This is a genomic window from Paraburkholderia sp. RL18-101-BIB-B (assembly GCF_046026985.1).
GTDB lineage: Bacteria > Pseudomonadota > Gammaproteobacteria > Burkholderiales > Burkholderiaceae > Paraburkholderia.
Window position 1 is genome coordinate 205,120 of record NZ_JARESV010000007.1, and the last position, 21,752, is coordinate 226,871.

General features: G+C 63.9%; 21 protein-coding genes. 6 read left to right on the forward strand and 15 right to left on the reverse strand.

Annotated features, from left to right (window positions below):
* The first annotated feature begins 7 nt into the window (after positions 1 to 7).
* The 3 genes from argA (at position 8) to proP (ending at position 3,958) form a co-directional block, all read left to right on the forward strand.
* Entirely contained in the window at positions 8 to 1,396 is a 1,389-nt protein-coding gene (gene argA / locus P0D73_RS14080) for an amino-acid N-acetyltransferase (RefSeq protein WP_132373802.1), read from the forward strand.
* Between the two features lie 64 nt (positions 1,397 to 1,460).
* Positions 1,461 to 1,733 carry an oxidative damage protection protein gene (locus P0D73_RS14085; protein WP_007181244.1) on the forward strand — a complete coding sequence of 91 codons (273 nt, stop codon included), beginning with the start codon at positions 1,461 to 1,463 and terminating at the stop codon, positions 1,731 to 1,733.
* 722 nt (positions 1,734 to 2,455) lie between these two features.
* The gene (gene proP, locus P0D73_RS14090; RefSeq protein WP_408176173.1) at positions 2,456 to 3,958 is read left to right on the forward strand and encodes a glycine betaine/L-proline transporter ProP; all 1,503 of its coding nucleotides are present in this window, start codon (positions 2,456 to 2,458) and stop codon (positions 3,956 to 3,958) included.
* 68 nt (positions 3,959 to 4,026) lie between these two features.
* Here the strand turns inward: proP and P0D73_RS14095 are convergent, their stop codons facing one another.
* From P0D73_RS14095 to P0D73_RS14130, 8 genes are all read right to left on the reverse strand, one after another.
* Positions 4,027 to 4,515 (reverse strand): metallophosphoesterase family protein, encoded by a 489-nt coding sequence (locus P0D73_RS14095; RefSeq protein WP_408175826.1) that lies wholly within the window; start codon positions 4,513 to 4,515, stop codon positions 4,027 to 4,029.
* A gap of 94 nt (positions 4,516 to 4,609) precedes the next feature.
* The gene (locus tag P0D73_RS14100; RefSeq protein WP_408176171.1) at positions 4,610 to 5,416 is read right to left on the reverse strand and encodes a hypothetical protein; all 807 of its coding nucleotides are present in this window, start codon (positions 5,414 to 5,416) and stop codon (positions 4,610 to 4,612) included.
* A gap of 5 nt (positions 5,417 to 5,421) precedes the next feature.
* Positions 5,422 to 5,997: a TMEM175 family protein gene (locus P0D73_RS14105; RefSeq protein WP_408175825.1), complete on the reverse strand. Its 576-nt coding sequence runs from the start codon at positions 5,995 to 5,997 to the stop codon at positions 5,422 to 5,424.
* 136 nt (positions 5,998 to 6,133) lie between these two features.
* A complete protein-coding gene (locus tag P0D73_RS14110) occupies positions 6,134 to 6,484 on the reverse strand; it encodes a cupin domain-containing protein (RefSeq protein WP_408282976.1) in 351 nt (116 codons plus the stop codon).
* 27 nt (positions 6,485 to 6,511) lie between these two features.
* Positions 6,512 to 7,912 (reverse strand): FAD-containing oxidoreductase, encoded by a 1,401-nt coding sequence (locus P0D73_RS14115; RefSeq protein WP_408431694.1) that lies wholly within the window; start codon positions 7,910 to 7,912, stop codon positions 6,512 to 6,514.
* Positions 7,913 to 8,038: 126 nt separating this feature from the next.
* Complete coding sequence (locus P0D73_RS14120) at positions 8,039 to 8,227, reverse strand: hypothetical protein (RefSeq protein WP_012433618.1); 189 nt, start codon at positions 8,225 to 8,227, stop codon at positions 8,039 to 8,041.
* 222 nt (positions 8,228 to 8,449) lie between these two features.
* Positions 8,450 to 10,756 carry a putative bifunctional diguanylate cyclase/phosphodiesterase gene (locus P0D73_RS14125; protein ID WP_408282978.1) on the reverse strand — a complete coding sequence of 769 codons (2,307 nt, stop codon included), beginning with the start codon at positions 10,754 to 10,756 and terminating at the stop codon, positions 8,450 to 8,452.
* Between the two features lie 277 nt (positions 10,757 to 11,033).
* Positions 11,034 to 11,873 carry an SH3 domain-containing protein gene (locus tag P0D73_RS14130; protein WP_408431696.1) on the reverse strand — a complete coding sequence of 280 codons (840 nt, stop codon included), beginning with the start codon at positions 11,871 to 11,873 and terminating at the stop codon, positions 11,034 to 11,036.
* A 309-nt stretch (positions 11,874 to 12,182) separates the two neighbouring features.
* Here P0D73_RS14130 and P0D73_RS14135 point away from each other — a divergent pair, with 309 nt between their 5' ends.
* A complete protein-coding gene (locus tag P0D73_RS14135; protein WP_408431698.1) occupies positions 12,183 to 12,761 on the forward strand; it encodes a lysozyme inhibitor LprI family protein in 579 nt (192 codons plus the stop codon).
* An 85-nt stretch (positions 12,762 to 12,846) separates the two neighbouring features.
* Here P0D73_RS14135 and P0D73_RS14140 read toward each other — a convergent pair whose 3' ends face one another.
* Both P0D73_RS14140 and P0D73_RS14145 read right to left on the reverse strand, forming a co-directional pair.
* Positions 12,847 to 13,389 (reverse strand): nucleoside deaminase, encoded by a 543-nt coding sequence (locus tag P0D73_RS14140; protein WP_408431700.1) that lies wholly within the window; start codon positions 13,387 to 13,389, stop codon positions 12,847 to 12,849.
* A 42-nt stretch (positions 13,390 to 13,431) separates the two neighbouring features.
* The gene (locus P0D73_RS14145) at positions 13,432 to 14,571 is read right to left on the reverse strand and encodes a BMP family ABC transporter substrate-binding protein (RefSeq protein WP_408175815.1); all 1,140 of its coding nucleotides are present in this window, start codon (positions 14,569 to 14,571) and stop codon (positions 13,432 to 13,434) included.
* 267 nt (positions 14,572 to 14,838) lie between these two features.
* Between P0D73_RS14145 and P0D73_RS14150 the strand changes: the two genes are divergently transcribed.
* Positions 14,839 to 15,588 carry an SDR family oxidoreductase gene (locus P0D73_RS14150; RefSeq protein ID WP_132373792.1) on the forward strand — a complete coding sequence of 250 codons (750 nt, stop codon included), beginning with the start codon at positions 14,839 to 14,841 and terminating at the stop codon, positions 15,586 to 15,588.
* Between the two features lie 65 nt (positions 15,589 to 15,653).
* On the opposite strand, the gene P0D73_RS14155 is transcribed toward P0D73_RS14150, so the two are convergent.
* Positions 15,654 to 15,962: a winged helix-turn-helix domain-containing protein gene (locus P0D73_RS14155; RefSeq protein WP_132373791.1), complete on the reverse strand. Its 309-nt coding sequence runs from the start codon at positions 15,960 to 15,962 to the stop codon at positions 15,654 to 15,656.
* A 21-nt stretch (positions 15,963 to 15,983) separates the two neighbouring features.
* Entirely contained in the window at positions 15,984 to 17,417 is a 1,434-nt protein-coding gene (locus P0D73_RS14160; RefSeq protein WP_132373790.1) for an aminotransferase-like domain-containing protein, read from the reverse strand.
* Positions 17,418 to 17,587: 170 nt separating this feature from the next.
* Between P0D73_RS14160 and P0D73_RS14165 the strand changes: the two genes are divergently transcribed.
* A complete protein-coding gene (locus tag P0D73_RS14165; protein ID WP_408431701.1) occupies positions 17,588 to 19,903 on the forward strand; it encodes an FdhF/YdeP family oxidoreductase in 2,316 nt (771 codons plus the stop codon).
* A gap of 10 nt (positions 19,904 to 19,913) precedes the next feature.
* Here the strand turns inward: P0D73_RS14165 and P0D73_RS14170 are convergent, their stop codons facing one another.
* The 3 genes from P0D73_RS14170 to P0D73_RS14180 all read right to left on the reverse strand — a co-directional run bounded on the left by P0D73_RS14170 (position 19,914) and on the right by P0D73_RS14180 (position 21,722).
* Positions 19,914 to 20,417 (reverse strand): M48 metallopeptidase family protein, encoded by a 504-nt coding sequence (locus P0D73_RS14170; RefSeq protein WP_408313348.1) that lies wholly within the window; start codon positions 20,415 to 20,417, stop codon positions 19,914 to 19,916.
* A 19-nt stretch (positions 20,418 to 20,436) separates the two neighbouring features.
* A complete protein-coding gene (locus P0D73_RS14175) occupies positions 20,437 to 21,072 on the reverse strand; it encodes a hypothetical protein (RefSeq protein ID WP_408431703.1) in 636 nt (211 codons plus the stop codon).
* 341 nt (positions 21,073 to 21,413) lie between these two features.
* Positions 21,414 to 21,722, reverse strand: a complete 309-nt coding sequence (locus P0D73_RS14180; protein ID WP_132373785.1) for a hypothetical protein — start codon at positions 21,720 to 21,722, stop codon at positions 21,414 to 21,416.
* Between the last annotated feature and the right edge of the window lie 30 nt (positions 21,723 to 21,752).

Consider the following 21,752-nt stretch of genomic DNA (forward strand, 5'->3'; position numbering starts at 1 on the left):
CCCCGGCATGAATTCCCAAACCGACCTCGTCCCCGCGCCCGCGAGCGCTCCGGCCCCCGCCGGAGCAACGGAAGATCTCGCCCAGCACGCGCAATTCGTCGACTGGATGCGCTCAGTCGCCCCTTACATCCATGCATTCCGTAACAAGACGTTCGTCGTCGGGTTCGGCGGCGAGGTGGTGCATCAGGGGCTCCTGAACGCGCTCGTGTCCGACATCGCGCTCTTGCAGGCCATGGGCATCCAGATCGTGCTGGTGCACGGCTCGCGTCCGCAGGTCGAGGAGCAGATGAGCCTGCACGGCGTCGAGTCCGAGTTTTCGCACGGCATGCGAATTACGGATGCGCGCGCGCTCGAGTCCGCGAAAGAAGCGGCCGGCGAAGTGCGTCTGGATATCGAGGCCGCCATCAGTCAGGGTTTGCCGAATACGCCGATGGCGCACGCGCACATCAGCGTGGTGTCGGGCAACTTCGTGACGGCGCGGCCGGTCGGCATTCTCGACGGGGTCGATTTCGCTCACACCGGCGTGGTGCGCAAGATCGACGCCGATTCGATCCGCCACTCGCTCGCGAGCCGCAAGCTGGTGCTGCTCTCGCCGCTCGGCTTCTCGCCCACCGGCGAGGCCTTCAATCTGGCCATGGAAGACGTGGCGTCCGCCGCCGCGATCGCGCTGCGCGCCGACAAGATCGTGTTCCTGACCGAAACGCCGGGCCTGATGGAAGCCGGCGAAAACGGCCCCGAACTGGTGCGCGAACTGTCGCTCGACGACGCCTACAAGCTGCACGAAAGCGGCGAGGTCACCGGCGACGCGGGCTTCTATCTGAAGCACTCGATCCGCGCCTGCCGCGGCGGCGTGGCGCGGGCGCACATCATCCCCTACGCGCTCGACGGCAGCCTGCTGCTCGAACTGTTCCTGCACGATGGCGTGGGCACGATGATCTCGTACGAGAACCTCGAGAGCCTGCGCGAAGCCACGCCGGACGACGTCGGCGGCATTCTCGCGCTGATCGAGCCGCTCGAATCGGACGGCACGCTGGTGCGGCGCGGCCGTCACCAGATCGAACGCGACATCGACCACTTCTCGGTGATCGAGCACGATGGCGTGCTGTTCGGTTGCGCGGCGCTGTATCCGTACACGCAGGAGCGCATCGGCGAAATGGCGTGCCTGACGGTCGCCCCCGAAGCGCAAGGCACCGGCGACGGCGAGCGACTGTTGAAGCGCATCGAGCAGCGCGCGCGGGCGCGCGGCCTGACGCGCATTTTCGTGCTCACCACGCGTACCGAACACTGGTTCCTCAAGCGCGGCTTCGTCAAAGTCACGGTCGACGACCTGCCGGAAGACCGCCGCAGACTCTATAACTGGCAGCGCAAGTCGCTCGTGCTGATGAAACAGCTCTGAGCGGCCCTATATATATATCTATAGCGACTGCCCGCCCCCACACCGATTTTAGGAGAAGCACAGCATGACTCGTATGGTTCAATGCGCGAAGCTCGGCAAGGAAGCCGAAGGCCTCGATTTCCCGCCGCTGCCGGGCGAACTCGGCAAGCGGATCTACGAAAGCATCTCGAAGGAAGCCTGGCAGGCCTGGTTGAAGCAGCAGACCATGCTGATCAACGAAAACCGCCTGAACATGGCTGATCCGCGCGCACGCCAATACCTGATGAAGCAGACCGAAAAGTTCTTCTTCGGCGAAGGCGCGGACACCGCGCAGGGCTATGTGCCGCCGTCGGCTTAACTGAACGCTTTCGCGCTTCAGGCTGCATCACCGAAATCCGCGCCGCGTGCGCGGATTTTTTTCGCCTCTATGCGCCGCCAGATTGACCGGGGCGACGCTGCCAGATTCGCGGGCCCGGCAGCGCCGGAAAAATTCTCCAAACGGTACCTTTTTCGCGCCGTTTTAAGCCCCTTTTCCAGACCGCCCGGATCCGCTCAATCCCCCGCCCCGCAAGGGATTGAGCGCCCCCGCCAAGGCGCCCGCCGAACACCGGGTTTGCACGATCCTCTGTTATCGTGCTATCATGTGCCTCGTTCCAACAGCATTTCACCTTCATTCACGTTCTCTTCAATCTGGCGCGCAGTGCGTGTGCCATCCCGAACTGAACAGTTTTTATACAAGAAGGCTCGTCGGTCGCTTCCCCGTGTCATGCGCCCCCTCGTGGGCCACATGAGCGGCGAATAAAAGCACCGGCCTTTTTCGTTTCAAGCCTTCCAGCGGCGCATGGGCCAGCTTTCAGCCACCCCAGCGTCCTCATGCACCTGCCCCCCTTCCACGGCCACGCAGGTGCAACAGTCAGCACAATCTAGACGAGTGTTTTTTCGCGACCTGTCTCGCGAGGCACGGGCGTTCTGTTTTCCATCGCGCCCAGCTCCATCGCCCTCAGCGGCGACGGAGACGCTTTTCGCATGGCTCGCGAAACTGCACTTCCCAGCAACCGTGGCGGAACGTTCATGCGCATCATGAGTTTCGTCGCAGTCATTGGAGTTTTCACCTTGACCGCTTCCAGCAACGGCTTCTGGCGACACCACAAAGAAGAACAACGCCTCTCTCTCGACGACATCACCGTCGTCGACAAATCTCTCCTCAAGCGTGCCGTCGGCGCAATGGCGCTCGGCAACGCGATGGAATGGTTCGATTTCGGCGTGTACAGCTACATCGCTGTCACGCTCGGCAAAGTGTTCTTCCCGTCGGCCAGTCCGGCTGCGCAGTTGATCGCCACGTTCGGCACGTTTGCCGCGGCGTTCCTCGTGCGGCCGGTCGGCGGCATGGTGTTCGGGCCGCTCGGCGACCGTATCGGCCGACAGCGCGTGCTCGCCATGACCATGATCATGATGGCGCTTGGCACCTTCGCGATCGGTCTGATCCCGAGCTACACGACGATCGGCATTTTCGCGCCGGTGCTGCTGCTGGTTGCGCGTCTGGTGCAAGGTTTCTCGACTGGCGGCGAGTACGGCGGCGCGGCGACCTTCATCGCCGAATTCTCGACCGACAAGCGCCGCGGCTTCATGGGCAGCTTCCTCGAATTCGGCACGCTGATCGGCTATGTGCTCGGCGCGGGTACGGTGGCCGTGCTGACCGCGACGCTCTCGAACGATGCGCTGCTTTCGTGGGGCTGGCGTGTGCCGTTCCTGATCGCCGGCCCGCTGGGTCTGGTGGGTCTGTATATCCGGATGAAGCTCGAAGAAACACCCGCGTTCAAGAAGCAGGCCGAGCAACGCGAAGCTGAAGACAAGGCCGTGCCGAAGCAGTCGTTCCGCGAGTTGCTCATGCAGCAATGGAAGCCGCTCTTGCTGTGCGTCGGCCTCGTGCTGATCTTCAACGTCACCGACTACATGGCGCTCTCGTATCTGCCGAGCTATCTGTCGGCCACGCTGCACTTCAACGAAACGCACGGCCTGTTCCTCGTGCTGCTCGTAATGGTGCTGATGATGCCGATGACGCTCGCGGCCGGCCGTCTGTCCGACACGATCGGCCGCAAGCCCGTGATGCTGTTCGGTTGCGTGGGTCTGTTCGCACTGTCGATTCCCGCCCTGCTGCTGATCCGCATGGGCACAGTGTTGCCGGTGTTCGGCGGCCTGATGATTCTCGGCGTGCTGCTGTCGTGCTTTACCGGCGTGATGCCGTCGGCGCTGCCTGCGCTGTTCCCGACCAAAATCCGCTACGGCGCGCTCGCGATCGGCTTCAATATTTCGGTGTCGCTGTTCGGCGGTACGACGCCGCTCGTGACGGCATGGCTGGTCGACCGTACCGGCAATCTGATGATGCCCGCGTACTACCTGATGGGCGCATCGCTGATCGGCATCGTTTCGGTGATGGCGCTGCGCGAAACCGCCCGCAAGCCGCTGCTCGGCTCGGGCCCGTGCGTGGCCACGCGCGCGGAAGCGCATGCCGTGCTGCGCGGCGAGCGTGAAGCCGAGGAGATGGATGAAGGCTATGCGGCAACGGCTACGGCGCGCGCCTAAGGGCGAGTTGTTCGACTGTTAGCGCGAGTTGTTAGAGAACGGGCCGGCAAAATTGCCGGTCCGTTTTTTTATGGCACCAGCGAATCGAAGCTCGCGCTGGCGTGAGCGCCTTCGACGATCAAGATGCCCGCCGAAATCGGCAGCTTGAAGCGCCGCGGCCCGGCGCTGCCAGGATTGACGAACAGCACGCCGTCGCGCTCGCTGATCAATGGCTTGTGCGAATGGCCCGTCACCACCACGTTGATGCCCTGGCTGCGCGGATCGGCGCCCACGTCGGCGATGTCGTGCACGACGAGAATCGTCACTTGCTGCACGGTCAGCGTGGTGTGCGTCGGCAGCGACGCGGCCCAGTCGCCGGTGTCGTTGTTGCCGCGCACCGCCGTGAGCGGTGCAATCCGCCTGAGCGCTTCGAGCACCGCCTCGTTGCAGATATCGCCCGCGTGAATGATCGCGTCGCAACCGGCGAGGTACTGCAAGGCCTCGGGACGCACGAGATTGTGCGTGTCGGAGATCAGGCCGATTCGGGTGCGTGTGGATTGTGGGGTGCGCAAAGTCATGTTGGAAGTATCGGGCAAATGAGCGGACGGCGTGCGCTGTCGTTTCGCATGAGCAAGTGTTCCGCGTGCTCCGAACTGCGTTGAACCCGTGCGCTCAATCCGCCGACTGCTGCTCCGCGAGCTCATGCGGCACGCGCTGCACCGGCCGCTCCGCGTTGAGCATCCGCCGCGTCGCGCCCTGCACGACGATCGAGACCAGCGCCGCGCACGCAAAGCTCAGCCACACGCCATACCGCGGCAGCATCGTCGCGGTCACGGCGAAGAACGCTGCGAACGAGGCGCGGCCGATCACCATGCCGCGCATCAGCAAAGCGACGAAGTCCGCGCCGTGCGCGCGCTGCGCCGACACCGCGAGCACGATGCCGAGCAAGGGAAACACCGACAGCAGTCCGCTCCAGGTCGCGCCCAGCGAAGCGGACAGCGTGGTCACCGCGACCGTCAGCAATGCGCCGGCGAGCATGCGCACGGCGAGGTCACCGAGTCCGAGGCGCGCCGCCGGCACGTGACCAGTCACGCGCGGCAAGCCGCTTTGCGACACCGCCACGGCGGCACAGGCCGCCGCCACCGCCCATGCAAGTCCGGCCGGAAGCTGCGTGAGCAGAATGGCCACGCCGACCCAGCCCACCATGCCGACGACCAGCGCGAGCGGCCACGCGACACGCCGGCAAGCCCACGCATACGCAAAATTGAAGGCTTCCGACGCGGCAATCGCCGCGATCGAGGCCACCGACGCCTGCGCCGCGAACGACGGACCACGCTCCAGCGCGAGCAGCAACACGATCGGCCCGGCGACTACCGGCAGCCCCGCGAGCCACCCCGCCACCGACGGCCCCCACACGCGCCCCGCCACGGTCAGCGCAGCGAGAAACGCGGGCACCAGTACGACTTTGAGCGCGAGCAGCAAGCTTACGATTCCAGCAGGTGTTCGATGCGCCGGTCCGGCACCAGCCACCACGCGGCAGCCAGCGTATAGAGCGCCGCCGAAACCCACGGCACGACAAACGCCAGCGCAATGCCCGCCAGATAGATCACGACCGAGACCTTGCCCTTGAAGTCGTTGCCGACCGCTTTGGCGAGGGTCGAGTCCCCGCCGTGCTCGCGGACCAGCACGCCCGTCAGAATGAAATACGCGATCGACGACATGAACAGCACCACGCCGTACATCGCGGTCGGCCAGGAGGCCAGATGGTTTTCGCCGGCCCAATGCGTGACGGCCGGCAGCAGCGACAGCCAGAACAGCAGATGCAGATTGGCCCACAGCACCGCGCCGTTGACCTTCTGCACGGCATGGAACATGTGATGATGATTGTTCCAGTAGATGCCGACGTAGATGAAGCTCAGCACGTACGCGCAGAACACGGGGAGCACCGGACGCAGCGCGGCGAGATCGAAGCCTTCCGGCACCTTCAACTCGAGCACCATGATCGTGATGATGATGGCGATCACGCCATCGCTGAAGGCTTCGACACGTCCCTTGCCCATCGGTTGGATTCCTGATGATGAATGCAGTTGCGCGCACCGTTCGCCCGCATTCCGCAGACGACCCGCGCCGTTGCCGATTATCCGCGATGGCCCGACGCTTTGTCGATGCGCCTGATCGATCGGCAGCGTGCCGCGCTCAGGCTGAAGCGCCGTCCGGGTAGTAGACGGCGAGCCACACGCTGGGCTCCTGATCGCTCGTCCATGCCACCCGATGCCGGCAATGCGCGTCGATCAGCACGTGATCGCCGGCCTTCATCCGATGCGGCTCGGCCTCGCCTTCGAATTCGAGCGCCGCCGCGCCGCTCAGCAGCACGACCCACTCGGCGCGCGGACTGTCGTACCAGAAGCCCGGCGGGCTGGCATGCCCCATCGAGACGATCCGCTCGATGCTCACGCCGCCCTGCTCCACGAACGTGTCGACCTGCTCGTCCGCACCCGCTGATGCCCGGTCGTCGAACAGATTGCCGCTTCTGATTGCGCGCTGCACCGTGTGTGCTCCGCTTGTGTGCGCCGCTCACTTCATGGGCTTGAGTCCATCGAGCAAGGTCGGCACCAGTTCGCTGATGGTCGGGTGGATATGCATCGCATACTCCAGCGTCGGATACGGCGCGCCCGCCGTCATGATGTCGATGAACGTGTGCAGCGCCTCATCGCCTTCAATGCCGTGAATAGCCGCACCGAGAATCTGCTTGCTCTCCTTGTCGACCATCACCTTCATGAAACCGTCGGTCTCGCCGCGTTCGCGCGCGCGGCCCACTCGCGTCATCGGCATGGTGGCGATCAGCGCGTCGCGGCCCGCCTTGCGCACCTCGGCCTCCGAGGCGCCGACACGCGCGAGCGGCGGATCGACGAATACCGCATACGTCATGATCCGCGTATCGACGCTGCGCGAGCCGCCGTCGAGCAGATTGGCCGCGACGATCTGATAGTCGTCGTAGGAGGTGTGGGTGAACGCGCCGCGCCCGTTGACGTCGCCGATCGCCCAAACGCCCGGCACGTTGGTGCGCAACTGGCCGTCGACTGGAATCGTGCCGTGTTTGTCCGTCGTGATGCCGGCGGCCGCGAGGCCGAGGTCGTCGGTATTCGGCTCGCGGCCGGTCGCGAACAGCAGGTGCGACGCTTCGAGCGCGGGGATGTTCTGCTCGAAGCCGATGCACACTTCGTTCTCGCGATGCGGATGCGGCTCGACCCGTGAAGGCTGCACGCCGAAGCGGAACTCCACGCCCTCGCGGGCCAGCACCTTGTGCACGGAATCGGCGAAATCGGCGTCCTCGCGGGTGAGCAGACGCTCGCCGCGCACCAGCACGGTCACCTGGCTGCCGAAGCGCCGAAAGATCTGCGCGAATTCGAGCGCGATATAACTCGCGCCGACGATCACCAGATGACTCGGCAATTCGGTCAGGTCGAGCAGGTTGGAGTTGGTGTAGTAGCGAATCCGCTCGAGCCCGTCGAGCGGCGGCACGACGGCGCGCGTGCCTGTATTGATGAAGATTTCGTCGGCGCTGATCTCGTCGAGCAGGTTGCCGTCAGGTCCGCTGATAGCGAGCGCATGCGGTTCGGTGAAGCGCGCGTGGCCTTTGAACACGCTCACGTTCTTCGTGCCGCGCAGCCATTTCTCGACGCCGTCGCGCGACTGCCCGATGATCTCGTCCTTGCGCGCCTTGACCGCGGCCAGGTCGACGCTGATCGCGCCGCCCACCTGCACGCCGAGTTCCGCGCAATGACGCGCGACATGCGCCGCGCGGGCGCTCGCCACATAGGATTTGGTCGGCGTGCAGCCGACGTTGACACAGGTGCCGCCAAAGGCAGCCCGTTCAATGACCGCGGTTTTACGGCCGCTATGACCGAGACGCACGGCGAGCGGTGAGCCGCCTTGTCCCGTACCGATCACAACTGCGTCGAAGTGCTGTGGCATGGCAACTCTCCCGAGGCTGGGGTGCTGGTCGTAGCATCTTACCCTTCGCCCTTGGAATCACCATGTTGTGCCGCTCACTACTGCCGCGGATTGTTGCGGATGACTGCTGTTTTCCGTCTGTTTTGCTCAGGCGTGGCAATGCACGGCGCAGATCAATTCGCGCGAACGTTGCAGCGCGGCCTGCGCGCCCCGGGACGCCATTACCCAGCCGACCTGGCCGAGATTGAAATCCTGCGACACCATCACCTGCATGAGGGCGACCATCGGTAAGACCACCGACGGCCGGTAAAGCTGGTCTCTGATTAAAGCTGGCATGACAACTCCCATCGCACGATGACGATTCGGCATCGCACTCAATTTACCTTTCGATGGGAGCATTTTAGGGAGACCGACCTCGCGGATAAATACCGGGAACGCGAAGTCACTTGTTTGTCAAACCGAACAATCGAATCCGGCTGCCCACGGCCGCACCCGGCGAAAGCCCGCATTCGCAGGCCCGGCAAGGCGTCCGGGCTTGCATGCGGGTCGCAGCCGGATTCAGGAGGCGTCGGCCACGTTGAGTTGCGCGTCCCACAAAGCGCGGGCATACGCGCTTGCCCCGACCGGACGGCTGTAAAGATAGCCCTGCTGCTTGTCGCAATCGATCGCGCGCAGGAACGCCGCCTGTTCGGCGGTTTCCACCCCTTCGGCAGTGACGTTCATGCCGAGGGAGTGCGCCATCGCCACCACCGCCTGCGTAATCGCAATCGAATCGCGATGATCCGGCAGCCCCGCGACAAACGAGCGGTCGATTTTCAGGTTATGCAGCGGGAAGCGCTTCAGATACGACAACGATGAATAGCCGGTGCCGAAATCGTCGACGGAAATGCGCACGCCCATGGCGTTCAGCGCGCTCAGCATCGGCAGGACGGTTTCGCTGTCGCTCATCAGCAGCCGTTCCGTGATCTCCAGCTCCAGCGCCGTCGGTTCGAGTCCGGACTGCGCGAGACAGCGTTCGATCCGCTCCACCAGGCCGTCGTTGAACTGCCGCGGCGACAGATTCACCGCGACGATCAGCTCCGGCGCCAGCGTGCGGCGCCATTGCGCCACCTGCTCGCAGGCCCGCGCCAGCACGAAGTCGCCGATCTCAACGATCAGCCCGGCATCTTCGGCCACCGGGATGAATTCCCCCGGCGACACGTTGCCCAGCTCGCTGTTGTACCAGCGCAGGAGCGCCTCCGCGCCGATCGTGCGGCCGTCGTGGCTATCGACGATCGGCTGGTACACGAGGCTCAGTTCGTTGGCGGCGAGCGCGCGCCGCAGCGATTGCTCGATCGTGAAGCGGCGCTGCAGATGCTGATTCAGCTCGGCGGTGAAGAACTGGAAGTTGTTGCGGCCGCGCTGCTTGGCGTGATACATCGCCGAATCGGCGTTGCGCATGAGCGTGGCGACGTCCTGGCCGTCTTCGGGAAAGCGGCTGATGCCGATCGACGCGCCCAGGTAGTACTCGTTGTCCGCCACCGCGAACGGCACCGCGATCATGTCGAGGATGCGGCGCGCGAGGCCGATCAGATGCCCGGTGTTTTCATACGCGCTGACCACGATCACGAACTCGTCGCCGCCCACGCGCGCGAGCGTGTCCTCGGCCGAGATGCACGCCGAGAGGCGCTCCGCCACGCTGCACAGGAGCGAGTCGCCGGCCTCGTGACCGGCGGTGTCGTTGACTTTCTTGAAGCCGTCCAGATCGACGAACAGCACGGCGACGCTCGCCAGCTCGCCCATGCCGGACGACATGTCCGGCGTGAACAGATCACGCATCCGCTCGGTGAGATAGGCGCGGTTGTAGAGGCCGGTGAGCGAATCGCGGGTGGCGAGGAACTTGAGTTGGCGCTGCGCCTCGCGCACAGGTCCGATGTCGGTGAACGAAATCAGCACCGAGCTGGGTTCGCTCTCGCCCGGCTTGATGATCGGCACGACGTTCTCGGTGATCCAGACGATGTCGCCGCCGATCAGCTCCACGCCGATCGTGACGCCGAGCACGGGTTTGCCGGTTGCCAGCACCTGGGCGGTCGGGCGAGCCGTATCGGCGACGAGCGAGCCGTCCTCGTGATACGCGCGCACCATCACCGTATGAATACTGCGGCCGACGATCTGCGGGGTCGCGCGCAAAATGCGCTGCGCGCTCGGATTGCAGGCGAGCACGATGCCCCCGCGCGACTGCACCACAATCCCTTCGATCAGGTGATCGACCACCAGCCGGTGATGCTCCTCGCTGTGCGCGAGGCGCTGAACCATGGTGTCCTGATGCACGGCGAGACCGACGCTGTGACCGATGTCGCGCAGCATCGCCTCTTCCTCGGCGCTCGGACGGCGCGGCACGCGGTAGTACACCGCGAAGGCGCCGAGCACCACGCCGGAATCGTTTTCAAAGGGCACCGACCAGCAGGCCCGCAGGCCGAGCGGCAACGCGAGGTGCCGGAAGTCGGCCCACAGCGGATCGGTTTCGATATCCTCGACGACGACGAGACGCCGCTCGTACATCGCGGTGCCGCACGAGCCCACCCGTGGGCCGATCGCGGCGCCGTCGATCGCCGCGCTGAAGTGCGCCGGCAGCGACGGCGCGCCGCCCACTCTGGTGTGCACGCCGTCGGGGTCGAGCAACAGGATTGAACAGGACGCGCCTTCCCCCAGCAGCGCTTCCGCGCGGCGGCATACTTCGTCAAGCAATTCCGGCAGCGGCGTGTTGCGGGTGATCAACCGCAACACCGTGCGCTCCGACGCCAGCACCCCTTCGGCGAGATTCGATCCATAGCGGCCTTCAGGCGCTGCTCCCAGCGTGTTTTCTGATGTCGCTTCGCAAGTCATATGTGCGCCCCCTAACCCGACATCGGCAAGTTAGTGTACGCGGCACACGGGGGTTTACGCGAGGCCGGCGAATTTAATTCGTCGCGTGTCGCAGACGGGTTGGCTAATTGGGCCGGTTGATCGCTGGGTCAAACGGCCCAATGGCCATGCTGGAGCGGGTGATGACGCCGTGGGCGGGCGCCGCGCGGGCCGGGTTTCGGGCTCCTCTACCGCCTGTGGCGCAGGCGGAACCCGAATCGCGCTGGAACACGCTGCGGCGACTTGCGCATGAGCGCGATCAGCTATGCTGATCCGGTGGACGGCCGCCGCCTCCGCCACCACCACCGCCGCCTCCGCCGCCTCCGTGTCCTCCGCCACCGTTACCGCCGTTGCCGCCGCCCGGCGGCCTGTCTCCGCCACCTTTAGAATGACCGCTTTGAGGCCGGCCACCGGCATTGCCCTGCGGTTGACCACCCTGTGGACGGCCGCCAACATTCCCCGGCGGCTGACCACCCGATGGCTTTCCTCCGCCATGCCCCGGTGGCTGACCACCCGATGGCCTTCCTCCGCCATGCCCCGGTGGCGACCCGCCCGGCGGCCTTCCTCCGTCGTGCCCCGGTGGCGGCCCACCCGGCGGCCTTCCTCCGCCATGCCCGGGTGGCGGTCCGCCCGGTGGCCTTCCTCCGCCGTGCCCCGGTGGCCGTCCCGCGCCGGGTCGCGGCGGAGGTGGCGGCGGATGATGCGCCCAGCGCGATTGTTGGCCGTACCAGGGCCGGCCGCGATAATAGTTGCCCCAGTACGTACCGATCGAGAACGTCACGATCGGCAGCCCGATCACCGTGCCGTAGTTCATCACCGGTACGTTGGCGCCCTGGTAGGGATAACTGAGCGACCCTGCATAGACCCAGCCGCGCAAGTTCGGCGCGGCGACATCGCACCATTGATAGTTGCTGATGCAGCCCATGACGCTCAATGGCACACCGCGCGGCAATTGCACCACGATCGGGTAATCCGGCGCCGGACCCGCGCGAATGTTGACGGTAGTGTTGGTATAAGCCTGCGACTGCGCGCCAGCTACAGCGGGCAACGCAAGCACGCCGGCCGCCGCATACAGACAACGAACGAGTTGTTGTTTCATTCTTTCTCCCGTTTCAAGGGCCGCGTTGGTGTTGCCAGGTGTTGGCGGCCTGTCCTGCTTGTTGTGAGTCCTGCTTCCGGTCCCTGCAACGCACGCCGCATTGCCATGCGCGGTGCGTCGGCTCACAGGCGAGTTGCACGGCACATGCCTGAAAGCGTTTGGTCAACCTCTCGCGTCGATTCCTGCCGTCCCCGTGAGGCAAGATTTGGTAACCACCCACGTGAACTCACGCGTTTTTCGGTCGTCCGTATTCCGGCGACTCGGCTGATCATCCATTGCATGAAAAAGCCATGCACTGCCGGGACCGCCATGACAAGAATCCGCCCACTTCTGATCGCCGCGCTGATGCTCGCGCAGCCATTCGCCCACGCCACCAGCTTCGACTGCAACAGGGGGCGCTCGCTAACGGAGAAGATGATCTGCAACGACCCCGCGCTCTCGAAGCTCGACGACACGCTGGGGCAACTGTACTGGAAAGCGCGTCGTCGGGTCACCAACCGGCGGGCCTTTCTCACCGACAGCGACAGCAAGTGGGCATGGCGTGAAGCGAACTGCCGCGATGCGGCGTGTCTGGGGACGTGGTACGCGACGCGTATCGAAGAACTGCGGAAACTGATCGACAGCATGCAAGCCGGAACGCCGCTGCCGTCCGCTACGCCGGTTGAACCGGACACGCGGCGCAGGCCGCTCATGGCGCCCGCGCAATCCACCGAGGTGGCGATGCGCCAATGCACGGCGGCGAATCCGGGGATCACGATGAACGAGCAGTGTTCCACCGTGCTCAAGGAGACCAGCGGTCAGTGGAAACATCAAGCGCGTGGCGGCGACTGGTTCTGCGGCGTCGCGATGCTCGCACCGGCGGAGATGCAGGCGGACGCCGCGCAATGAGAAACGTGATGCGCATGCTGGCGGAGCGCCGCCACGCCAGCATGCGTGCAAGGTGGTCGTTCTCCCGCGAAGGGGAAAAGCACTGCTACCGGCCGCTCCAGAATCTGCGCTGAACTTCCATCACCTCGGCTTCCACGTCGGGCACCGGCCCGAGCACCTCGACCGGTTTCTGGCAATGATCGAACACATACCGGCAGTCCACGCTCATGGTCGGATTCTCGGCGTGATCGCCGGTTGCTTCCAGCAAGCGCTTCTCGGTCATGCCGAACACGACCCGGCCGATGTTGGCCCAATACATCGTGCCGGCGCACATGCAGCAAGGTTCGACCGACGTGTACAGCGTGCAACTCCACAAATACTCGGGCGTGAAGTTCAACGCCGCCACGCGCGCCAGCACCGACTCGGCGTGATTCACCGTGTCGACGTTGCCCTGCTCCATCAGCACGGTCTCCTGGTCCGGCCCGACCAGCACCGCGCCGAACGGATGATGTCCTAGCAGCGTCGCCCGCTCGGCCACCCGGCTCGAATGCCGCAGATGCCGCACGATCTGTTCGTGCGTGGGCGTCAAACCCTGCGGCGGATAGTTGGCGGCCGCGGCGGCGGCCTCCGTCGAAACGGTCAGACTCACGGGCGACCTCCTGAATAATAGTTAGATTAGCGAAGTAAATTTCTACTTGGGCAGCGAGCCATCCACGCCTTGCACGAACCAGTTCAAACGCAGCAGTTCCGGATCGCTCAGCGACTTGCCCGCGGCGACCTTCACCGCGCCGGACTGATCCATGATCGGACCGGCAAACGGATTGAACTTGCCGGCAACGATGTCGTCGCGCTTCTGGCTCAAGGCCTTTTGCGCGGCCGGCGATACGGCGTCGGTGTTGATGTCGGCGAGATCGATCGCTTTCTCTTTCAGGCCCCACCACACCGGCGAGTTGTTCCATGTGCCCGCCATCACCTGATCCACCAGATGCGTGTAGTACACGCCCCAGTTGCTCACGCATGCGCCGAGTTGCGCGTTCGGCCCGAACTTCTTCATATCCGAGTCCCAGCCGAACGCATGCACCTTCTTCTGCTCGGCGGTCTGCATCGTCGCCGTCGAATCGGTGTTCTGGATCAGCACGTCGGCGCCCTGGCCGATCAGCGTTTCGGCAGCCTGCTTTTCGCGGCCCGGATCGAACCAGCTATTGATCCACACCACCTTCACGCGCGCATTCGGATTGACCGAGCGGGCGCCCATCGTGAACGCGTTGATGTTGCGCACGACTTCGGGCACCGGCACGGAGCCGACAAAGCCGAGTGTATTCGACTTGGTCGTATAGCCCGCGACGAGACCTGCCAGGTAAGCGCTTTGATAGGTGCGCACGTCATAGGTGGCGAAGTTGGCGGCCTTCTTGTAGCCGGTGGCATGTTCAAACACGGCGTCCGGGAAGTCCTTCGCGACCTTCAGCTCGAAATCCTGGAAGCCGAAGCTCGAACCCACCACGATCTTGTTGCCCTTGGACGCCAGATCGCGGAACACGCGCTCCGAATCCGCCGACTCTGGCACGTTCTCGACGCGCGTCACCTTGACCTTGTCGCCGAATTTCGCCTCGAGCGCTTTCACGCCCTGTTCGTGCGCGTAGGTCCAGCCGGCGTCGCCGGGATTGCCGAGATAGACGAAGGCAATGCCGATCGGCTGCGTGGCGGCGGCCGACGCCCCCGCGGCACTGAATGCCAGGCTCGCGCCAAGCGTCGCTGAAATGAGCGTGCGGACGGTTCGGACGGTTTTGATGCGCAGTGAATGATGCAGCGCTCGCGCCAGCGTTGTTTTCATGGATTCTCCGAAGATGGTTGAAGGTGCCTGCCCCAGCGCTCGGGATAACCCGGGCAAGGCTCCAGCATAGGGGGCCATATTCGAAGGTCAATTTCAGCGGAAAAATTATTATTCGTTATCTCGTCTATAACGAATCCAGTATTCTGGGTGCCCAGGAAACATGTTCGATGACTTCGAACGAGTGCATCGGAGAAGTGGTACGGCAAGCATCTCGCACAGGCGCACTATGACTCTCACCAACCCGCAACACTCTTTCGGAGATTCAAAATGACTCGCTTCCAAGGTAAGTCTGTTCTCGTCACCGGCGGCAGCAGCGGCATCGGCTTCGCAGCCGCCAAGGCATTCGCCCACGAAGGCGCCCGTGTGGTCATCACCGGCCGCGACGCCGATGCGCTCGAAACGGCCAGACTGGCGCTCGGCGCCGACGCCGTCGCGGTGCGCAACGACGCCGGCTCGGTGGCGTCGGCGCGTGAACTGGCCGCCGCGATCAGCGCCGCCGGCATCCGCCTCGACGCGGTGTTCGTCAACGCCGGCACCGCGAAATTCGCGCCGTTCCCGGATGTCGACGAAGCCTTCTGGGACGCGATGTTCAACACCAACGTCAAGGGCGCCTACTTCCAGATTCAGGCACTGTTGCCGTTGCTCAATCGCGGCGCGTCGATCGTGATCAACGGATCGATCAATGCGCATATCGGTATGCCGGCGTCGTCCGTGTATGCGGCGAGCAAGGCCGCCGTGATTTCGCTGGCGAAGACGCTGTCGTCGGAATTGCTGCCGCAAGGCGTGCGCGTCAATGTGGTGAGCCCCGGCCCGGTACAAACGCCGCTGTACGGCAAGCTCGGTCTCGACGCCGCCGCGCTCGAAGCCACCGCCGCGCAGATTCTCGGCCAGGTGCCGGTCGGCCGCTTCGGCACGCCGGAAGAAATCGCCTCGACCGTGCTGCATCTTTCGGCGCCGGAATCGGCGTTCATCGTCGGCACGGAAATCATCGCCGATGGCGGTATGAGCCAGCTTTAAGCTCGCGCTCAGGCGAGCCGCGCACGCGGCTCGCCGATCTGTCGCCCAGTCACGCGCGACGCGCTTCAGTGAAGCTTCGGCGACGGATCCGCCTCGTCGTCATCGGGCAACTCGCCATCGCCGAACAAGTCGGCACATAGACTTTCGCCGAGTTCACTCAGGCGCGCCGTGCCTGTACCTTCCTCGTTGAAGGTGGTGTCCACCAGACCGCCGTCGACGAGCGCCGTCAAGTGCCGCCGCAAGCCGCTCATCGGCACGCCCGCCTGCTTCGACAGTTTGGCGAGCGACCACGCGCCGCCCGGCGTTTCCCGATGCGCGCGCCACAGTTGCGTCAGCACGGCGGCCAGCACCGGATCGAGTTCGTCGTCTTCCATGGTGAATGTCTCCTCGTTCTCTTATGCCATCTGTGTGACCAGTTCACCCAACGTCTTCAAAGCCGCTTCGGTCTGCGCCGTCCACGGATAGCTGTAGTTGAGCCGGATGAAGTGGCGGAAATCGTTGCGCGTCGAAAACATCATGCCCGGCCCGACCGTGATGCTGCGCGCAAGCGCCGCCTGGTAAAGCCGCATCGAATCGACGCGCTCGGGCAGTTCCACCCACAGCACGTAGCCGCCCTGCGGCGTCGACATACGCGTGCCGACCGGAAAAAACCGCTGCACCATCGCCATCATGATGCTCGCCTGCTGCCGGTAGACCTTGCGCACGTGCCGCAGATGCCGGTCGTAGCCGTCCTGCCGCAAATAATCGGCGACCGCGACTTGCGGCACCGACGGCGTGGTCAGCGTATTGAGAAACTTCAGCTTCTCGACCTGCGCGCGATAGCGTCCCGGCAGCGCCCAACCGATCCGGTACGACGCGGTCAGGCTCTTCGAAAACGACGCGCAGTGCAGCACCAGCCCTTTCTTGTCGAAGTTCTTCAAGGTCGACGGCCGCGTCTCGCCGAAGTACAGCTCCTGATAGACATCGTTTTCGATCACGGGAATCTCGTGCGCGGCGAGCAGTTCGACCAGTTGCCGCTTGCGCGTGTCGGGCATCTGGAAACCGAGCGGATTCTGGAAGTTCGGCATCACCATGCAGGCCGCGATTTTCTGTTCGGCGATCACTTGAGCCAACGCCTCGATATCGATGCCGTGCACCGGATGCGTGGACACCTCGATCGCGCGCATGCCCAGACGCTCGATGGCATGCAGCATCGCGTAATAAGTCGGCGATTCGACGGCCACCGTGTCGCCGGGTTTGGCGACCGCCTGCAGGCTCAGGTTGATCGCTTCGGTCGCGCCGAGCGTGATGACGATTTCGTCGGGATCGACCGGCACGCCGTTCTCGGCGTAGCGCCGGGCGATCTGCCGGATCAGTTCGGGGTTGCCCGGCGGCAGGTCGTCAATCAGGTTCCAACTCGCGTGGCGTCGCGCGATCGCGTTCGCGTACTGGTTGATGCGCCGCCACGGGAACAGCGACGGATCCGGATACGGCGAGCCGAACGGCACGGCGTCGTGCGCGCGGATGCTGCGCAACGTCGACAGCACGAGGCGGCTCACGTCCACCGCGGCGGCCACCGGCGGCGTCTGCGGTGTTGACAGGCGGCCGGGCCGCGGTTCGTCGAGCGCTACTGCCCGCGCTGCGGCGTCGCGCACGAAATAGCCCGACTGCGGACGGGTCTCGACAATCCCACGGCTTTCCAGCAACGCGTATGCGTGCAACACCGTCTTGATGCTGACGCCGTGCTGCTGGCTCGCCTGGCGCACCGACGGAATCCGCTCGCCCGCCGCGAACACCCCGCGGCGCACGGCTTCGGTCATTTCATCGGCGAGTTTTTCGTACAGTTTCAAGGACCTGAGTCAAATCGAAGCGTGGGCTGGAACGCCAGTCTATGACAAAAGTCTCGCAACTGTATCCCTTCTCTTTCCAATTTTCTGTATGCTGCGCCATTTTTGGAACACAGTAGGCTTGCACCTATCGGCTCAACAGCCTCGTTCAAGCCCGATCCGGCGGCAACATCATGAAGAAACCCGAAGCTCGCATCGAACCCTATACGCACCCTGCCGCAGGCTGGGGCGCGCTCAAGTACGTCGCCATCAACCTGATCAAGGAAAAGGTGACGGGCGGCGACTACCGCATGCTGTTCAAGCAGAATCAGCCGGACGGCTTCGACTGCCCCGGCTGCGCGTGGCCGGATCGCGAGCATGCATCCACCTTCGAGTTCTGTGAAAACGGCGTGAAGGCCGTGGCCGCCGAAGCGACCAGCAAGCGCGTGACGCCGGCGTTCTTCGAGCAACACACCATTGCCGAACTGATGACGCAATCGGACTTCGAACTCGAACAGCACGGCCGCCTGACCGACCCGCTCGTCTACGACGCCGTGCGCGACCGCTACGTGCCGATCGGCTGGGACGAAGCGTTCGACCTGATCGCCGATCACCTGAAGCGCCTCGACGATCCGGACCGCGCCGCCTTCTACACCTCGGGCCGCGCCAGCAACGAAGCCGCGTTCCTGTACCAGCTGTTCGTGCGCATGTACGGCACCAACAACTTCCCCGACTGCTCGAACATGTGCCACGAGGCGACCAGCCGCGGCTTGCCGCATACGGTCGGCATCGGCAAAGGCACGGTGACGCTCGACGATTTCGAACACGCCGATACGCTCCTGATCTTCGGCCAGAATCCGGCCACCAACCATCCGCGGATGCTCGGCGAACTGCGCGAGTGCGCCAAGCGCGGCGCGACCATCGTGTCGATCAATCCGTTGAAGGAACGCGGCCTCGAGCGCTTTGCGAGCCCGCAGCATCCGGTGGAAATGCTGACGATGGGCAGCACCAAGATCAGCTCCGTGTTCATCCGGCCGAAGGTCGGCGGCGATTTCGCGCTGATCAAGGGCGTCGCCAAGCGCGTGATCGAACTCGACGATGAGGCTGTGGCGTCGGGTCTTGAGCGCGTGCTCGACGTCGCGTTCATCGCCGAACATACCGTGGGCTTCGAGGCGTTCGCCGATGACCTGCGCGCCGAAAACTGGGACACGATCGTCGCCGAAGCGGGCGTGCCGTTCGAAGACGTGCTGAAGCTCGCCGACATCTACGTGAAGGGGCGCGCCGTGATCTCGACGTGGGGCATGGGCCTCACGCAGCACAAGAATTCGGTGCCGACGGTGCAGATCCTGTCGAACCTGATGATGATGCGCGGCAACATCGGCCGACGCGGCGCGGGCCTGTGCCCGGTGCGCGGGCACTCGAACGTGCAAGGCGACCGCACGGTCGGCATTGAAGAAAGGCCGACCCAGGCGTTTCTCGACCGGCTCGGCGAAGTCTACGATTTCGAGCCGCCGCGCGAACACGGACTCGACGTCGTCAATACGATTCAGGCGATGCTCGACGGCAAGGTGAAAGTGTTCATCGGCCTGGGCGGCAATTTCTCGATCGCGACGCCCGATACGCCGCGCACATGGGAAGCGATGCGTTCGTGCGACCTCACCGTGCACATCACGACCAAGCTGAATCGCAGCCACCTCGTGCATGGACGCGACGCGCTGATTCTGCCGACGCTCGGCCGCACCGAAATCGACCTGCAGAACGGCGTGGCGCAAGGTGTGAGCGTCGAGGATTCGATGAGCATGGTGCATATCTCGTACGGCATGAACAAACCGGCGTCGGAGAATCTGCTGTCGGAAATCGCGATCGTGGCGCGCATGGCGCATGCGACGCTCGGCAGCGAGAAAGTGGATTGGCTTGCGCAGGCCGCGGACTACTCGCTGATCCGCGACGGCATCGCGCAGGTGATCGAGGGCTTCACGGACTACAACGAGCGGTTGAAGAATCCTGGCGGCTTCCACCTCGGCGTGGCGTCGCGCGAGCGGATCTGGAAGACGCCGAGCGGCAAGGCGCAGTTCCTGGTGCACGCGATCGATATGGCTACGCCGATTCATCAAGCGCGCAAAGAACACGGCGAGCGGCTGATGACGTTGATGACGACGCGCTCGCACGATCAGTACAACACGACGATCTACGGTCTGGACGACCGCTATCGCGGTGTGTATGGGCAGCGTCGCGTTTTGTTCGCCAACAAGGACGACCTCGCGATGCTCGGCTTCGTGGCGGGACAGCGCGTGGATATCACGAGCGTGTGGGCCGACGGCATCGAGCGTCACGCCGAAGGTTTTCTGCTCGTGGAGTACGACATTCCGCGCGGTTGTCTCGGCGCTTATTATCCGGAGACGAATCCGCTCGTGCCGCTGTCGTCGGTCGCCGATGGCGCGGGAACGCCGACGTCTAAGTCGATTCCGGTTTTGTTGAAGGCTTCCGAGATTGAAGCGGTTGCCGCGTGACGCTTGACGATCAGGTCTGGCTTTTCGCCAATGCGCGATGCGTCAGGTAAAGACGCAAGTCGAATTCGATCTGGTGGTAACCCGGTTGCATGAACTCGCAGAGTCGGTAAAAGGCCTTGTTGTGGTCGCTTTCCTTCAGATGAGCGAGTTCGTGCACCACGATCATTTTCAGAAATTCCGGCGCCGCCGATTTGAACAGCGAGGCGATGCGGATTTCCTTCTTCGCCTTCAGCTTGCCGCCTTGCACGCGGGAAATGCTCGTATGCAGACCTAGTGCGTGGCGTACGACGTCGAGTTTGCTGTCGTAGGTGACCTTGTCGATCTGGTCCGCGCTGCGCAGGTGCTCGCGTTTCAGGTCGGCGCAGTAGGCGTACAGCGCTCTGTCTGTTTGCACGTCGTGCGTGTTGGGATAGCGCGCCGTGAGATAGGAGCCGAGTTGATCTTCGGCGATCAGCTTCTTGACTTTCTCTTGCAGCGCGGGAGGGTAGCCGCTCAGGTATTTCAGGTGGGACATGGTTCTGGTCGGCACCTACTCAAACACCGCGGCGATTGTCTTCGCAATCTTCCCAATACCGAAGCGGATCGCGATGATCCGGGTATTCCTTGTCCAGCCAGTCGGACAGGATCTTCCACTGAGGATGGTTCGGGCCACTGCGCGTATCCCAGAACGAATCCTTCAGGACGCTGTTGTTACGGCCGCGATCCCGCACGACGATCCGGCAGTGGTCGTTCGCCTCGTGGAATTCCGCCTTCAGGTAGTAGCGCGGAAGGATCTGCAATGCGGCGCCCTCCACGATGCGGCCCTGCGCACGAACGACGCTCGCCGATTCGATTCGCAGAACACCGTCCACCGACTTGTCCGCGCGCCAACCCACTGGCAGTCTGACCACGCATTCGTCTTTCCCGACCTTGATCCAGTCCATGCGCCAGATGCGGGCGAGCGCATCGCGCATGGCCGCCGCGTCTTCATAGCCGGGCGGCAGTTCGAACTGGGCCGGCAGCACGACGAGTTCGTTCCCTGCCGGCGTCACGCTGGCGGGATTGTCGAAGGGGTCGTTGCCGAAGGGATTCGAGGGCCGACTGGCCGTGGTGTTGCTGCTGGTCGGCAAATCCCCGAAGAGGCTTTCGGCGGCGCGGCGTGCGCGCTTCGATTTTTCACTGCCCATCATTTTTCTCCGATGGAGTTGGGTTGTTTTGGTGGGAAACACAGGTTGGTAGACGTCGTCAGCATCGCACGTTGTCGAATGCTTGCGCCGTATCCGAATGGGCCCCTCACGAGCGCCCTTTGGATCACGGCATTGCTGTCCTCGCCCCAAGGCTACGGATGCCCGAGGTCAATGCGCGTATGCATGCGTTCAGCCAGCTACGACACCTGCACGATATAGGTGATCGCATCAATGTCACCGAAATCGAACAGTGAGGCTCGCATCAGAGCCTCCCGGAAACGGGCCATTGCAGAAAAGCGCTCCTGCAATGCGCACGCTGATCGTCGATGGCCTAAGCTAGGCGGTCAAACGTGCGGCAGGTCGTCGATGCATTTTTCGACATGATCGCCGGGGACGTCAGTGTCAATCCCATCGCGGCCGTCGGTGTGGGAGACAGGCACAATTTTTGGCCCCAGAAACCGAGTGCCGCCGAGCGTAAAAAGGGACCAAACAGCGTCGCCCCGGCGGATCGCGGCGACGACTTCGGCCACCTCGACAATCGACGTGGGGGATAACCAGTCACGCGTCGACGGGTCGACGGGAGCCCAGCGCACGTGGGTGATCCTGTCGCTGGCCGGGTTGATGCGAATGGCATCGATAGCAAAAGTAGTCACATTTACCTCCATCACCCTGACAAATGGATT

Excerpts from the sequence above, each read along its gene's own strand:
- argA (WP_132373802.1), top strand. The coding sequence starts at position 8 with ATGAATTCCCAAACCGACCTCGTCCCCGCGCCCGCGAGCGCTCCGGCC.
- P0D73_RS14085 (WP_007181244.1), top strand. The coding sequence starts at position 1,461 with ATGACTCGTATGGTTCAATGCGCGAAGCTCGGCAAGGAAGCCGAAGGC.
- proP (WP_408176173.1), top strand. The coding sequence starts at position 2,456 with ATGAGTTTCGTCGCAGTCATTGGAGTTTTCACCTTGACCGCTTCCAGC.
- P0D73_RS14095 (WP_408175826.1), bottom strand. The coding sequence starts at position 4,515 with ATGACTTTGCGCACCCCACAATCCACACGCACCCGAATCGGCCTGATC.
- P0D73_RS14105 (WP_408175825.1), bottom strand. The coding sequence starts at position 5,997 with ATGGGCAAGGGACGTGTCGAAGCCTTCAGCGATGGCGTGATCGCCATC.
- P0D73_RS14115 (WP_408431694.1), bottom strand. The coding sequence starts at position 7,912 with ATGCCACAGCACTTCGACGCAGTTGTGATCGGTACGGGACAAGGCGGC.
- P0D73_RS14120 (WP_012433618.1), bottom strand. The coding sequence starts at position 8,227 with ATGCCAGCTTTAATCAGAGACCAGCTTTACCGGCCGTCGGTGGTCTTA.
- P0D73_RS14125 (WP_408282978.1), bottom strand. The coding sequence starts at position 10,756 with ATGACTTGCGAAGCGACATCAGAAAACACGCTGGGAGCAGCGCCTGAA.
- P0D73_RS14130 (WP_408431696.1), bottom strand. The coding sequence starts at position 11,873 with ATGAAACAACAACTCGTTCGTTGTCTGTATGCGGCGGCCGGCGTGCTT.
- P0D73_RS14135 (WP_408431698.1), top strand. The coding sequence starts at position 12,183 with ATGACAAGAATCCGCCCACTTCTGATCGCCGCGCTGATGCTCGCGCAG.
- P0D73_RS14145 (WP_408175815.1), bottom strand. The coding sequence starts at position 14,571 with ATGAAAACAACGCTGGCGCGAGCGCTGCATCATTCACTGCGCATCAAA.
- P0D73_RS14150 (WP_132373792.1), top strand. The coding sequence starts at position 14,839 with ATGACTCGCTTCCAAGGTAAGTCTGTTCTCGTCACCGGCGGCAGCAGC.
- P0D73_RS14155 (WP_132373791.1), bottom strand. The coding sequence starts at position 15,962 with ATGGAAGACGACGAACTCGATCCGGTGCTGGCCGCCGTGCTGACGCAA.
- P0D73_RS14165 (WP_408431701.1), top strand. The coding sequence starts at position 17,588 with ATGAAGAAACCCGAAGCTCGCATCGAACCCTATACGCACCCTGCCGCA.
- P0D73_RS14170 (WP_408313348.1), bottom strand. The coding sequence starts at position 20,417 with ATGTCCCACCTGAAATACCTGAGCGGCTACCCTCCCGCGCTGCAAGAG.
- P0D73_RS14175 (WP_408431703.1), bottom strand. The coding sequence starts at position 21,072 with ATGATGGGCAGTGAAAAATCGAAGCGCGCACGCCGCGCCGCCGAAAGC.